This window comes from Streptomyces sp. NPDC057253, from assembly GCF_042669125.1.
GTDB lineage: Bacteria > Actinomycetota > Actinomycetes > Streptomycetales > Streptomycetaceae > Streptomyces.
The window spans coordinates 20,608-33,659 of sequence record NZ_JBHUXV010000107.1; the positions used below are offsets into that span (position 1 = coordinate 20,608).

Below are 13,052 nucleotides of genomic sequence, written 5' to 3' on the forward strand. Positions count from 1 at the left end.
CGGGTGGGGGGCGGTGCGCTTCGACGATGACGGAGTGCCGGGGGCGGGGACAAGGGGGCATTCGGTCAGCCCGCCCGTCCTCCGCCTCTCGGCGAGATCGATGCCACCTCTCGACGAAGCCGGTGCCTAGACCCCCTCCTCGGCGAGGCCGGTGCCACCTCTCGGCGAGGTCGGTGCCTAGACCCCCTCCACCGCCGTCAGCCACAGCTTCACGTACCGCTCCACGTCCACGTCCAACCCCACGTCCACGAGGGTCACTTCGCGCTCGCCCCCGTGGATCTCGGACTCGCCGGGCCGCCGCCGGCGGTCGACGACGGTCTGGCCGCGGGTCGGGCCAGGGGCCAGGCTCACCTCGACCGGCAGGAGTTCGGTCGTCAGCCCGTCCGGATCGACGACCGCGCAGACCGCGCCCGCGTCGCCGAGCCCGCCGGTGGGGGTGGGGTCTCCGGACGCGGCCGGATCCCGGTGGGCGAGCAGTTCACCGGCCATGCGCAGACTGGGCTCCGCGCTCGCCCGCAGCCGCTGGACGTCGGCGGCCGGGACGACGACCCGCTCGAAGACGTCCAGGCCGTACATCGTGATCGGCACACCCGCGGTGAGCAGGACGGCGGCCGCCTCGGGGTCGTGCCAGACGTTGAACTCCGCGACCGGCGTGGCGTTCCCGGTCGCCACCGCACCGCCCATGAACACGATCCGCTCGATGTTGCGCACCACGTCGGGGTGCGTACGAAGCAGCAGCGCGATGTTGGTGAGCGGCGCGGTGGGGATCAGGGTGACCGGCCGGGGCGAGGCGAGGATCTCCCGCCTGAGCAGGGTCACCGCGTCCACGTCCACCGCGACCCGGGTCGGCGCGGGCAGCCCCAGGTCGCCCATCCCGTCGAGCCCGTGCACATGCCGCGCGGTGCGCACGGGCTCGATCAGCGGCCGCTCGGCACCCCGGGCGACCGGGACGTCCCCGGCCCCGGCCTGCTCCAGCACGGTCAGGGTGTTGCGGACCACGCCGTCGACGTCGGTGTTCCCGGCGACACAGGTGACCGCGCGCAGGTCGATCCCGGGATGCCGTACGGCGAACAGCAGGGCCAGGGCGTCGTCGACACCGGTGTCGCAGTCGATGATCACCGGGATGGGCTGACCGGTCACGGCGGGGTCCTTTCCTCACTGGCGTACGCGTAGGTCACCGACGTACGGGACCGACCTTACGCAGCCGCCCAGAGTTCGGCCCCGCGATCAGCGACCCGATCGCCGATCCGCCCCAGCAGCTCATCGACGGGCACGGCTCCCGGCCTACGCCCGTCCCGCAGCCGTACGGCCGCACAGCCGGCGCCGGCCTCCCGCTCCCCGATCACCGCCTGGTACGGCACGAGCCGCGCGGCGCGCACCCGGGCACCGAGGGTGCCGTCACCGGGCCCGGACAGCTCGGCCCGGACACCGCGCGCCTGGGCCCGCCGTACGAGTTCCACTGCCCGCTGCTCCTGCCCCCCGCCCACCGGCAGGACGACGAGCTGCACGGGAGCGAGCCACACGGGAAAGGCACCCCCGTGCACCTCGACGAGATGAGCGACGGCCCGCTCCACACTGCCGACGACGCTGCGGTGGACCATGACGGGTCGGTGTCGGCCGCCGTCGGCCCCGATGTAGTGGAGGTCGAACCGCTCGGGCTGGTGGAAGTCGATCTGGACGGTGGAGAGGGTGGACTCGCGACCGGCCGGGTCGGTGATCTGGACGTCGATCTTCGGGCCGTAGAAGGCGGCCTCCCCCTCGACTGACTCGTAGTCGACGCCCTCCAGGACGTCTTCGAGCAGGCGGGTGGCTCGACGCCAGAGCTCCGGGTCGGAAACGTACTTGCCTTTGCTCTCGTGGTCCCCGCCCGGCAGGGAGAGCCGGTACCGGGAGGCCCGGATGCCGAGGTCGTCGTAGGCACGCCGGATGAGCCCGAGGGCGGCGCGGGCTTCGGCCACGGCCTGGTCCGGGATGCAGAAGATGTGGGCGTCGTTGAGCTGGATGGACCGGACACGGGTGAGCCCACCGAGAACGCCGGAGGGCTCGGATCGATACATGCCCCCCAACTCGGCAATGCGCAGGGGCAGTTCACGATAACTGTGCGACCGGGCCCGGTAGATGAGGGCATGATGCGGACAGAGACTGGGCCGCAGCACGACCTCCTCCCCCTCGCCGCCTCCCATCCGCATGGGCGGGAACATGTCGTCGCTGTAGTGATCCCAGTGCCCGGAGATCTCGTACAGCTCCCGCTTGCCGAGCACGGGCGAGTACACGTGCCGGTACCCGGCCCCGCGCTCCACCTCCCGCACGTACTCCTCCAGCACATGCCGCACGACGGCCCCGTCGGGCAACCAGTACGGCAGCCCGGCGCCCATCAGCGGGTCGGTGTCGAACAGGTCCAGCTCACGCCCGAGTCGACGGTGGTCGTACATGGAAATCTCCCTCACTCACGAGGGGCGAGGTGACCGGCGGCAACACAGAACCCCGGGGCACTCGCCCCGGGGCTTCGGACTGCGTCAGGTGTCAGCGCGCCGGGGGTGGTTCCGGCGTCGTCGTGATGGACGGGAGTGCGTGGGCGCGCTGCATGGGGTGAGGGTAGGGGGTGGAGCGGGGACGGGGCGAAGGGTTTTCAGAGGCGGGGTTGGTGCAGGGACCGTATGAAGGTGGCCCAGGCGCCGGGGACGACCTGGAGTATGGGTCCGCCGGGGGACTTGGAGTCGCGGACGGCGACGATGCGAGGTCGATTACGAGCGACTTCGACGCACTCGCCGTTTCCGCTGCTGTGACTGGACTTGGCGAACTCGAAGTACGGCACGGCTCACAACTCCTTGCGGATGCGTTCGATCAGCTCGACGGAATCGTGAAGAGCGAGCCCGTTCCTTGCGATCCGCTCGAACTTGGTGTTGTGACGGGCGGCGTCCGCCTCGCTCTCCAGCCACAGCGTAGACGAGGTCGTGTCCATGTAGACCACGTCCATCGCGCCGGGTTCGGCGAAGGAGACGACGCTGAAGGCGCTGGTCATGCCGGGGTGGGAGCCCGCGAGGAAGGGGACCACCTGAAGCTTTACGTTGGGGAGCCGGGACACCTCGACGAGGTGAGCCAGCTGAGCACGCATGACCTCACGGCCGCCGACGAGTTGACGCAACGCGCCCTCTCCGACAACGGCCCACAGGTCGAGCGGGGTGCTGTCCGTCAGCCGCCCCTGCCGTGCGACCTTGGCCTCCACGAATCGCTCGATCTCACCAGGCTCGTCCCAGTCGGCGTTGCCGATCGCCAACGCCCTGGCGTAGTCCGGCGTTTGCAGGAGGCCCGGGACGAAGGCCCCTTGCCAGGTCCTCACACCGGTCGCAATGTCCTCCAGAGCCACGTACTCCACGAGGGATCGCAGCTCGGGGTACTGGTTCCACCATCCCTTGGCCTTGCGTCGCTCGCGGTCCGTCCGCGCGAGGCTCAACAACCGTTCCAGGGCCTTGGGTTCGGTGACGCCGTACAGCTCGCACAGAGTCCTGATGTCGGGATCGCGGAACGGCACCCACCCGCGCTCCATCTTGGCCACCTTGGCGGCCGTCGCCGACAGCGCCTCGGCGGCCTGCGGCTGGGTCAGGCCGGCCGAGTCCCGCAGCCGCAGCAGTTCACCACCCAACTTGCGTGCGAGGACGGTGGATACGCGGGTTCCGCGCGTGAACTGGCCTGAGGACACCTCGGATCACCTCCTGATCGCGGCAAGTCTGCGACCCGCTCAAGCCGCACCGCAACCTGAATCGGAGACATATTTCCCCGAGACAGCTTGCAGGCACCTGCGGAACATCACTACCGTAAGTACTCAACCGCTCACCGAGCGACACCAGTTGGCGGAAGAGCACCGTGCTGCCCGCACGGCGAAGCCACCCCAACTCCCTGCCCCCCTGGAGGACCGCCGTGACCGACTCCTGCCCTCCCGGCCCGCCCAAGCCCTACGACCGCTACGACGAGGTCAGTTACACCCCGCACCCCCGCAACATCCCCCTGGCCCGCAGACACGTGGCCGGACTCACCATCGCCTGGGGCCACCCGGCCCTGGCCGGCGACGCGGCACTCCTGGCCAGCGAGTTGTGCACGAACGCCCTGCTGCACGGCTCCCTGCGCGACCGCCTGTTCCGCGTCGAAACAACCCTCACCCCCACGACCCTCCGCATCGCGGTAACGGACCCCCGAGCCGAACGCCTCCCCACCCCGAGCCCCTCTCACCCCAACGACCAGTCCGGCCGAGGCCTCCACATCGTCCGCATACTGGCCGCCCGCTGGACGGTGGAGAGACTGACGGTCGGCAAGAGGGTATGGGCGGAACTGAACATCCCGACGAGCCGCGATGCGTAGACGAGCCGCTTCTCAGCTGTCAGGGCGAGGGAAGGTCTCCACGTCCACACGAAACAGGTCCTGCCCCGGCCCGACGGGACTCACGAGGACAACGAAGTCAGGCAGCGCAGCGGCAGAGGGAGTCCCGTCCTCGTCGACGCTGCCGTCCTCGTCCTGCCAGGCGATCAAGTGGATCACCACCGAGTACCGCCCCACAGGCAGATCGAACTGAACGGTCCCCGGCCACGCTTCGGCCCCCACCGCCTCGATACCGCTGAGCCATACCCGCCCCGACGAGCGAAAAAGGTAAGCCTCAGAGCTGACGAGCCGATACCTGCTCTCCCGCTCGGTCAGCCGAACATCCCGCCCCGGACCACCGATCCGCACCAGGACCGAGAAGGCGCCATCACTCCGAATGTTGATGGGCACGAGAGAGCCCGCACGAATGTGCCCCTCAACGTCCTCGTCCTCACCGAGCTGAAGGTCCCACGAGTCGTAGTCCACGATGCCCGCGAAGCTCTCCGGGTCCCACAGAACGAGCATCCCGGCATCGGTAGCCACAGTCTCAGCAGACCGAGCCAAAGAAGTCACCCCCAAATCCTGCCCCGCACGACCAGCCAGCCGCGAGTGTCAGAGCGGGAGATCGTCGGGTAGCACCCGGAACGCCTTATGGTGACCCAACGGGCGTACGGCCCGGAAGTCTCGTCGGTCCAGCGTGAGAATCGCGTCCGTGTCGTAGTCGGCGGCCAGCGCCACGTTCACCGCGTCGGCGAGGTCGAGGTCGAGCGCACGGTAACGGACACGGACGGACTGGGCGGCGCCCAGGTGGGCTTCCGTGATCTCCGGCAGAACGACACGCCCCCGGCCCATCCAGCGGCGCAGGTCGTCGACCGCGCTGAGGGCAGCCTCCCTGCCGAGCTCACGCGTCGCCACGTGATCCAGTTCGGCCAGGAGAAGCGGGGACATGACCAGCAGGCCCGCCGCCATGATGGCCTCGTTCGCCGCGCGATGTTCCGGGTGAGCCGAGTCCAGGGCGGCCAGAAGGCCGGACGTATCGGCGATGACAATGATCACGCGGCAGATCCGGAGCCCGAGTCGCTCTCACGCCGGACGGCCTCGGCGACCGTGTCGCGGACCTCCGACGCGGACAGCGTGCGCCCCGGCCCCTCGAACGTGCGCGAGAACAGCGGCTCGTCCCAGACACGGTTCGCCATGGCCGCGAGATGGATGCCCTGACGGATGATCTCGGCCTCGCTGATACCTCGACGCTTGGCGGCCTCCTTGATGATGGCCAGGTCCTCAGGGTCCGCGTAGACGTTGGTGCGCTTCATGGACATGTACCAAGAGTAGTCCATGTACCAGACTGATGTATGCGACGCACCTCTCCAGGCCGTGCGGCCGAGGACGGGCCGAGCCGACCTCACACACCTCTTCCTGATGCCGTACAGCTCTATGTGCCCCATGGCAGCGTCCAGCCTGGCGCCGGCCACAGGGCCCGGATCGCTCATGGTCCGGAGACCCGTGACACCTCGGCCTCAGGCTTGCAGATGTGGCCATCCCTCCCGATTCGAGAACGTCTCGAAGCAGTAGCGAGTGGACCTGTCCCACTCCTCGCCGGTTGCCAGCTTGTAGGCCTGATCCGGAACGTAGAGGAGCGACTCTCCATCACACGTGGACGCGGTGTACGGAGCGAATCGGGCTACGTCGACGAACACGGACTCCCAGACGGATTGGCCGGCAGCCACCACAGCGCAGCGCGCGTACAGGAAGCTGTCTCCCGACTGAGGGAACGGCTTGCCGTCCCGCGACGTCAGGTCAGCGACCGGCAGAGCGCCGAACTTCTCCTGGTCCAGACGGTACAAGGCCTCTGACAGCCGCTCGGCGAAGCCGCGGATTTCGGCAACCGGGCGAGCGCCCAGCTCTACAGCAAGCTGGTTGCACCCGAAGTCGTCGGCCTCGCCTTTCAAGGTGCCTATCAGCGCCCAGAATTCGTCCCAGGTCATCATCATGGCCAGAGCCTACGACCCAGCGATCTCGGGCCTTCCCGCGGTCGTCCGAAGCCGCTGAACACCCGCCGACAACGACCGATGACAACCAAGCAGGCGTTCGCACCTGCCGTTCGGATCAGGCTGTGGGACGGCGGCGAACGCCGAGCCTATGGACCCACTTCAGGGCGTATACGGCTGCCATGAGGACGAAGCCGGCGAACGTGAGCCAGGACCAGGATTTCGCCACCGCGAAACTCAGCAGCAGGCCGCTGAAGAGCAGTAGGGAGGCGACGACTTCCAGCAGGTCAAGGCGTGCCTCGAAACGCACCGCTGAGTCAGATCCGCGCAGTCGGCGAATTACCGGAACGAGGCCGAGGACCTGCAAGACGGCCAGACCGAGAGCGAGCCAGACGAACCACCCGGGTATGTCCACGGCGCGCACTGCATCGCGCACCGGGAGCCCTTGAGCGTCTAGGACATGGCCGCTGAGGCGAGGCGGCAGCCGTCCGGCTACAAGGGCTTCCTCGTCGACCTGCTGGCAGCCGAGTGTGCCGAAAGTTGGGGCGGCCTGATGGCGCGAGCCGACCTTGCCCGTACTTCTTGCACTGCCAAGAAGGCGACGACAGCTATCGCGACGAGGCGGGTCACGTTCCACGTCGTGCTGGCATTCATCCCTTGCGAAGAGGCCTCGACCCTGAGACGCATAGAGGTCTCCGCGATGGCTATCAGCGGAATCAGCGTTCGTGCAGCGAGCCCGCGAAGGCCGTTGTTCCGCCCCAGGTTTCCTGCCAAACCGAGGAGAAGGCCAAGAACAACTGCTGCTGCACCCCAGAAGAGGGTCTTCGACAGGAATCCAGCCCAGTAGATGTGCGTGCCCTGCGAGGGGTCGTCGAGGTTCACCCATTCCCGGTAGTCCCCCTGCGCGAGTTTGGTCACGTAGTAAGCAACCACGGCAACAGTGAGAGCGAACCCGGCTACAACGGCGGACCTGACTCTGGACCTAAATCCGACACCCACACAGAAGGCGAGAGCGGCCCAAGACCAACCTGCTGACAGGACAAGGTGTACCGAGTGGATTACAGGGGCTTCGATCGTCCCGAGAACGGGAGCGGCAACGCCGAGTACCACGGCAGCTGTAAGAGCCATTGCAACTGGCAGGACGGCAGGACGTGAAGGGGACACGAGAACGAGTGAGTCCTTTCCATCAACAGACACTTGAGACTGCCGCAGGCGATTCCGGCAAGAATATCGGAGTGGCCGCCTCGTGGTCCTCCCCGTTCCAATCTGAGCAGATCAGTCAAAACGGGCCACAAGGGCCGCAATGTGTTTCTTGCCCCTGAGGAAAATTCACGACCGAAGCGCGAAATTTCAGACCAAGTGCGACATTGCGGCCCCTGGGACGTCACCGTTTCCTAGTCAGTCACACCCCAGTATGCATAGCACGTGAAGGCTGCACCTGCAGTCTTGCTCGCTTTAGCCGTCTTGCCGGCCACCTCGCCAACCTTGAGGCTGCTATTGGCTATCTTCGCGGTAGCATTGTGCAATTTCGAACCATGGAAGTAGTACGAGTAGCACCGCTTGCCGTCGGCCACCAACTCGGTACCGTAGGTCCAAGTGCCGCCACCCACGTCCTTGGTGGTTGCCGGAGCGACCCGAGAGTTGGGGTCGACCTTGATCTCGACCATGCCCCACTCCTTGACATTACTCAGCTCCTTGGGCGGCTGCGGCGTCGCGCTGCTGGCCGGCGAAGCGAGAGCACCGACAAAAACTGCCGCGCTCGCAGCGACCACTGTCACGGATCTACGGAAAAACCTCATGAACGCAACATCCCCTCCGTTGATGTTCCCCTGTGGGCTCACGGAGACAGATCCTCGGCGAAGCGGCCCCACGATGCGATTGGAATTCGAGGGAAGAGGGCTGAAAATCAGCACTCACACCGTGTCCCTTTTGTGCGTTTTACCATCCCCATGCTGTGTCTTTTGCGGCGGAAAGCCGGAGGTGCACCCGGCTGGGGATGTCGCGGATCGAGCGGATCTACTGTCTGCGAGGCTCGATCTTCGACCGGATGTGATCGCTTGCCTCAAACGTTCATAAGTCCCCGTCAGCTTGCTGACATCAGAGGGAGTCCCACCAGAACCGCGCCGCCGCTCGCGGGGTCCAGGTCTCGTCGAACTCCCGGTGCACGTAGTCGGCCAGCTCCAGGACGCAAAGGATGATGTCGGTCTGCCACATCGAGAGCACCGGATGTCCGAAGCTTCCCCGGCCGGCAGGCAGGTACCGGTGGGCGTACACAGGCACCAACACCGGCACCTGTGCCAGATGATGCCGCGCCACCGCCAGTGCCGCCGTTCCGTCGGCCGGTCGCTCACCCCGGCCCTCGTACCAGAACCGGTCGTGCTCCACGCTGAGCAGAACACCCTCGACCGGCCAGTCGAGTTGTCACCGCAAGCTGTCCAGATCGCCGCCCCTCCACTCCGGCCACGGCCTGGACCAGTTCGGCCTCTGTCAGCCCCGGCTCGAACTCGTACAGGACCGTCTGTCTCAGGCGTCGTGCAGCTTCCGCGCCCAGGCGAACTCCCTCATTGCTGATCACTGGCGCACGCTAGCGCCGCCCATGGGCGACCGTCACACGAACTGTGCCGGCGCAGCAGATCGGTTCCCGTCTCCTTCCCCATGCCCTACCGGCACAGCGGAGACGGGGCTTTGGTTGTGCTTGACATGGTCTTTCGTCTTGCGGCAGTCGTCGAGAGCGAGACCAACTTGACGGCCTGCGATCCCCAGGTGCAGCGTCCGCTCCGAGAGACATCACCGCGAATCTGCGTAGTCGCTACGGCGGTTGAGCTTCGAGCGGTGGGGAGGGGCGCCTGTCTCGCCTTTGTGGCCATTCGCCGCTCCACGCACCACCCCCACCGCCACCAACGCGACCCCCAGGCCCAGGGCCGTCTGCGTCGTGAAGGGCTCGTCGAACATCAGCGCGCCCCAGATCGCCGTCACCGGAGCCATGAGGAACATCAGCGTGTTGACCTCCGTGACTCCTGAGCGTTGGAGGACCAGCCAGTACAGGCCGTACCCGCCGAACGTGGAGAGGGTGACCAGCCACAGCGTGGCGAGCCAGAAGGAGGCCGTCGTGGGTGGGGTCGCGGTGCCCGTCGCCAGGGCCAGTGCCGTGAAGACCAGTGCGCTCGTGGTGCAGTGGATCGTCAGTGACAGCGTCGGGGGCACCTGGGTGCCGGAGCGGCGGTCCAGGAACGTGGCCGCCACCAGGGAGAGCATGCCCGCGAAGGGGACCGCGTAGGTCCACCACGCCACGCCGTGCGTCGCGGCCGCGTCCGCCGTGGTGACCAGCGCGACTCCGGCCAGGCCGAGGCACAGACCGAGCCACTGTCGCGGGGAGACGTACTCCCGCAGCAGGGGGCCGGCCAGCGCTCCCGCGACCAGCGGCTGGGTGCCGTCGATCAGGGCCGTCGTACCGCTGGAGACGCCCAGTTGGATGGCGTAGTACACGGTGAGCAGGTAGCCGCTCTGGGAGAGCAGGCCGATCACCGTCTGGCGGGTGAGGTCCCGGGGGGTCAGGGAGCGCCACCCCCACGCGTGCCGCCGGTACGCGGCCGCCCCGACCAGGACCGCCGCCAACGGCAGGAAGCGCCACATCAACAGGGTCGTCGCGCCCGCGTCCTCCGTGCCGAGCTTGGCGCCCACGAATCCCGAGCTCCAGCACAGGACGAAGGCGGCGGGGAGCAGGACGTTCATGGGAGTCACCACCTGTGACTAGACCGATCTGTATACGTCCACGCCTTCCCTACTATACAGATCTGTATACTCACCTGCGTGGGAGACGGAACATCGCAGGTCCGGCGCATCGTCATGACCCTCGGCGCGCGGCGCGCCCTCGCGGCCGCGTCCCGGCTGTTCTACGAGCGCGGGATCCACGCGGTCGGCGTGGACCTGATCGCCGCCGAGGCCGGGGTGACGAAGAAGACGCTCTACGACCGGTTCGGGTCCAAGGAACAGATCGTCGTCGAGTACCTCGCGGACCGGGACGAACGCTGGCGGGCGTATGTCCTGGCGCGGCTGGAGCGGGTGGAGGCGCCTGCCCCGGCGGAGCGGGTCCGCGCCGTTTTCGACGCCTCCCGGGCCTGGATGGACGACCACAGCCCCAAGGGGTGCGGCATGGTCAACGCCCACGCCGAGATCAGCGACCCCGCGCACCCTGCGTACGCGATCATCATCGGCCAGAAGCAGTGGATGCTCCGGCTCTTCACCGACCTGGCCCCCGAGCACGCCCGCACGCTCATGCTCCTGCACGAGGGCGCCCTGGTCGCCCACGGGCTGCGCGTCTTCCCGGACCCGATCGAGCAGGCCCGCGACAGGGCCGTGGAGCTCGTCCAGGGGGAGTGATCGCCTCGCAGACGCGGCCGGTGGCCTGACCGCGGCCGCCCCGGGTAACCCGTACGGCCCGGACCACTGGTGACCTCCCCGGACCCGGTGATCACTTGGAGGCATGACCCCGTCCCGTGTCCCCGCCGCCGTGTTCGTGCTCGCCGCGCTCCTCGGCGCCACCGGCTGTTCCGCGCTCTCCACCCCGCCCACCGCCCCCAAGCCCCCGATCACCGGGCCCACCAGCGCGGCTCCGACGTCCTCGAAGGCGTCCCCCGCCGCCTCCACCACCCTCACCGCGGCGATGGCGCAGGCCGCGCTCATCACGGACGCCGACCTCGGGGAGCCCTGGACGCCCACCCAGGGCACCGCCACCTGGCACGACGGGGTGCTGAAGGCGAGGACCGAGCTGCCGGACTGCCAGCGGCTGCTCGACGCGCTGTACGCGGACGACCTGTTCGGGGCCGACGCCCAGCCCCGTGCGGTCGTAGGGCTGGACGACACCTGGAACGAGGCGCAGCTGCGCTACCAGGTGCTCGCCCGGCCCCCGGCGCAGACCGACAAGACCCTGGCCTGGCTGAGCGGGCTCCCGCGCAAGTGCGGGCAGTTCGCGGCCACGACGACCACGGGGGCCGTGCTGGGAGTGCAGGTGAGCGAGGCGGAGCTGCCGGAGACGGGGGATGCCCGGCAGGGGCTGCGGGTGCTGCTGACCGGGCAGTCACCGGACGGCGAGCCGGTGACGCTCACGCTGGAGACCGCGGCGGCCCGGGTGGGCGAGGACGCGATCATGGTGTCGAACGGCGGCTTCGGCGATGTGCAGACGGACGCCACGTGGACCGCCCTGGAGGTGGGGGCGCAGCGGCTGACGGAGGTCAGGAGGCAGGGCCGGGTGCAGGTGTGACCCGGTATGGGCCGGGTGCAGGTGTGACCCGGTATGGGCCGGGTCCAGACGTGGCCCCGGTGAGTCCGAGAGGTCAGTCGCGGTCGAACCGTTCGTGGTTGCGGACCACGTCGTGCGCCACGTCCAGGACGGTGCGGTCGTCCGCGAAGGCGTGCGCGCGCAGCCGGGCCAGCGCCTCGTCCGAACCGACGCCCAGCTGCACCATGACCATGCCGACGGCCTGGTACACCTCGTCGTGCGGGGTGGCCAGGCCGTTGAGCCAGGGAGTGCCGTCCTCCCCTCCCCGGGGCAGCGCCATCAGGGCCACCGTCATCACATTGGCCACGAAGTGGGCGATGCGCATCTCGCGCAGGCCGAGTTCGCCGGGGACGTCACGGTAGAGGTCGAGCGTGCCGACGCAGACCGTGTCGTTGCCGAGCGGTATCGAGTACACCGCGCGGACCCCGGCGGCGGAGGCCTGCTGGGCGAAGACCGGCCAGCGGTGGGCGTCCCGGCCGGACTCCAGGTCGGTGGCGAGCACGGGGGCGCCCAGTTCCGCGGCCGTGGTGCAGGGACCGTCCCCCAACGTGGCCTGGAGATCCGAGACATGGGCGGCCTGCTCGCTGCTCGCGCTGAGCTGGACCGGCATGCCGTCGGTGCGCAGCGACACGCTCGCGGCGGTCACCGGCAGCAGCTCGACGGCGACCCCGCACAACCTGCCCGGCACCTCCGCGGGATCGGCCCCCCGCACCCCGTCCGCGATCACATCGGAAACCCGACCCAGCTCCGGCTCGGCCCCACGATCCCGTACGGCCCCCGACTCATGCTCAGCCCCACCATCCCGTACGACTCCCCGCGCGCGCTCCTCGTCGCCCCGGGACCCCCGGTCGCTGTCGCCGCCCGTTCCGGCCTGCCCGGTGGCGTCGTTGCCGGAGGGATCGTCACGGTCGTCCCTGGGCCGCACGGCCACCGCCTCCTCCCGTCAGCAGGGTCCGCGTCATCCGCCCCGGACGGGCTCACCGGTGGCGGGGGGCGCCGCATGTGGCGTGCCCGCCCAGGGGCACCGCCCGGCTACCCCTCGCCCCTCGGGCGAAACGCCTCGCCCCCGCTGCGCTCGGCGACGGGCCGGGAGGGCCAACCGCCCGCCCGGGGCCCTTCACAGACCGCGCACCGATTCATTACCTTCGGAGGTGACGGTCAGGGAGCGGCCGCACAGCGTCGTCGTCGATCTGTGCCGGAAGCGCTCGTGTCCTCGCCCGTACCCCCCGCCCGCGCCCCGAGTCCCGCGCCGCCGTGAGCACCCCGTTCCGAGCCGCGCTCTCCCAGCACCCCCAGCCCTGATGCCTCCGTCCCCGTGCCCGCGACGCCGACCGGGGCGCCTCCCGCCGTCCCGAGCGGGCCGGGGACCTCCCCGGAGGACCGCGCGAGAGCATCCGCGCGTCCTCACCGGGGGCGGCCGCCGTCGTCCGGAC

Annotated in this window: 17 protein-coding genes; 3 read left to right on the forward strand and 14 right to left on the reverse strand. The window is 68.9% G+C overall.

Features of this window, described 5'->3' with window-relative positions:
• Positions 1-177: 177 nt before the first annotated feature.
• The 4 genes from ACFULQ_RS38115 to ACFULQ_RS38130 form a co-directional block, all read right to left on the reverse strand.
• Positions 178-1,140, reverse strand: a complete 963-nt coding sequence (locus tag ACFULQ_RS38115; protein ID WP_383553196.1) for a nucleoside hydrolase — start codon at positions 1,138-1,140, stop codon at positions 178-180.
• Positions 1,141-1,196: 56 nt separating this feature from the next.
• Positions 1,197-2,432 (reverse strand): threonine--tRNA ligase, encoded by a 1,236-nt coding sequence (gene thrS / locus ACFULQ_RS38120; protein ID WP_383553199.1) that lies wholly within the window; start codon positions 2,430-2,432, stop codon positions 1,197-1,199.
• Positions 2,433-2,629: 197 nt separating this feature from the next.
• Entirely contained in the window at positions 2,630-2,815 is a 186-nt protein-coding gene (locus tag ACFULQ_RS38125; RefSeq protein WP_383553201.1) for a DUF397 domain-containing protein, read from the reverse strand.
• A gap of 3 nt (positions 2,816-2,818) precedes the next feature.
• On the reverse strand, positions 2,819-3,700 hold the full coding sequence (locus tag ACFULQ_RS38130) for a helix-turn-helix domain-containing protein (RefSeq protein WP_383553204.1): 882 nt from the start codon (positions 3,698-3,700) through the stop codon (positions 2,819-2,821).
• Between the two features lie 218 nt (positions 3,701-3,918).
• Here ACFULQ_RS38130 and ACFULQ_RS38135 point away from each other — a divergent pair, with 218 nt between their 5' ends.
• Positions 3,919-4,356 (forward strand): ATP-binding protein, encoded by a 438-nt coding sequence (locus ACFULQ_RS38135; RefSeq protein ID WP_383553207.1) that lies wholly within the window; start codon positions 3,919-3,921, stop codon positions 4,354-4,356.
• 12 nt (positions 4,357-4,368) lie between these two features.
• Here the strand turns inward: ACFULQ_RS38135 and ACFULQ_RS38140 are convergent, their stop codons facing one another.
• The 9 genes from ACFULQ_RS38140 to ACFULQ_RS38180 form a co-directional block, all read right to left on the reverse strand.
• A complete protein-coding gene (locus ACFULQ_RS38140; protein ID WP_383553210.1) occupies positions 4,369-4,896 on the reverse strand; it encodes a hypothetical protein in 528 nt (175 codons plus the stop codon).
• A 69-nt stretch (positions 4,897-4,965) separates the two neighbouring features.
• Positions 4,966-5,409 carry a PIN domain-containing protein gene (locus ACFULQ_RS38145; RefSeq protein WP_383553213.1) on the reverse strand — a complete coding sequence of 148 codons (444 nt, stop codon included), beginning with the start codon at positions 5,407-5,409 and terminating at the stop codon, positions 4,966-4,968.
• Positions 5,406-5,672 carry a CopG family transcriptional regulator gene (locus ACFULQ_RS38150; protein ID WP_383553216.1) on the reverse strand — a complete coding sequence of 89 codons (267 nt, stop codon included), beginning with the start codon at positions 5,670-5,672 and terminating at the stop codon, positions 5,406-5,408. Before ACFULQ_RS38150 ends, ACFULQ_RS38145 begins: the two co-directional genes overlap by 4 nt.
• A gap of 198 nt (positions 5,673-5,870) precedes the next feature.
• Complete coding sequence (locus tag ACFULQ_RS38155) at positions 5,871-6,344, reverse strand: DUF4240 domain-containing protein (RefSeq protein ID WP_383553219.1); 474 nt, start codon at positions 6,342-6,344, stop codon at positions 5,871-5,873.
• Between the two features lie 115 nt (positions 6,345-6,459).
• A complete protein-coding gene (locus ACFULQ_RS38160) occupies positions 6,460-6,777 on the reverse strand; it encodes a hypothetical protein (RefSeq protein ID WP_383553222.1) in 318 nt (105 codons plus the stop codon).
• A 56-nt stretch (positions 6,778-6,833) separates the two neighbouring features.
• Entirely contained in the window at positions 6,834-7,538 is a 705-nt protein-coding gene (locus ACFULQ_RS38165; protein WP_383553225.1) for a DUF6518 family protein, read from the reverse strand.
• Positions 7,539-7,735: 197 nt separating this feature from the next.
• Positions 7,736-8,119, reverse strand: coding sequence for a lactococcin 972 family bacteriocin (locus tag ACFULQ_RS38170; RefSeq protein ID WP_383553228.1), 384 nt, complete (start codon positions 8,117-8,119; stop codon positions 7,736-7,738).
• Positions 8,120-8,438: 319 nt separating this feature from the next.
• Positions 8,439-8,726, reverse strand: coding sequence for a hypothetical protein (locus ACFULQ_RS38175; RefSeq protein WP_383553231.1), 288 nt, complete (start codon positions 8,724-8,726; stop codon positions 8,439-8,441).
• A gap of 402 nt (positions 8,727-9,128) precedes the next feature.
• On the reverse strand, positions 9,129-10,073 hold the full coding sequence (locus ACFULQ_RS38180; RefSeq protein ID WP_383553234.1) for a DMT family transporter: 945 nt from the start codon (positions 10,071-10,073) through the stop codon (positions 9,129-9,131).
• A gap of 114 nt (positions 10,074-10,187) precedes the next feature.
• On the opposite strand from ACFULQ_RS38180, the gene ACFULQ_RS38185 reads away from it, so the two are divergent.
• Positions 10,188-10,721, forward strand: a complete 534-nt coding sequence (locus tag ACFULQ_RS38185; protein WP_383553245.1) for a TetR/AcrR family transcriptional regulator — start codon at positions 10,188-10,190, stop codon at positions 10,719-10,721.
• A 103-nt stretch (positions 10,722-10,824) separates the two neighbouring features.
• On the forward strand, positions 10,825-11,601 hold the full coding sequence (locus ACFULQ_RS38190; RefSeq protein ID WP_383553237.1) for a hypothetical protein: 777 nt from the start codon (positions 10,825-10,827) through the stop codon (positions 11,599-11,601).
• Positions 11,602-11,674: 73 nt separating this feature from the next.
• Here ACFULQ_RS38190 and ACFULQ_RS38195 read toward each other — a convergent pair whose 3' ends face one another.
• Complete coding sequence (locus ACFULQ_RS38195; protein WP_383553240.1) at positions 11,675-12,544, reverse strand: GAF and ANTAR domain-containing protein; 870 nt, start codon at positions 12,542-12,544, stop codon at positions 11,675-11,677.
• Positions 12,545-13,052: the final 508 nt, after the last annotated feature.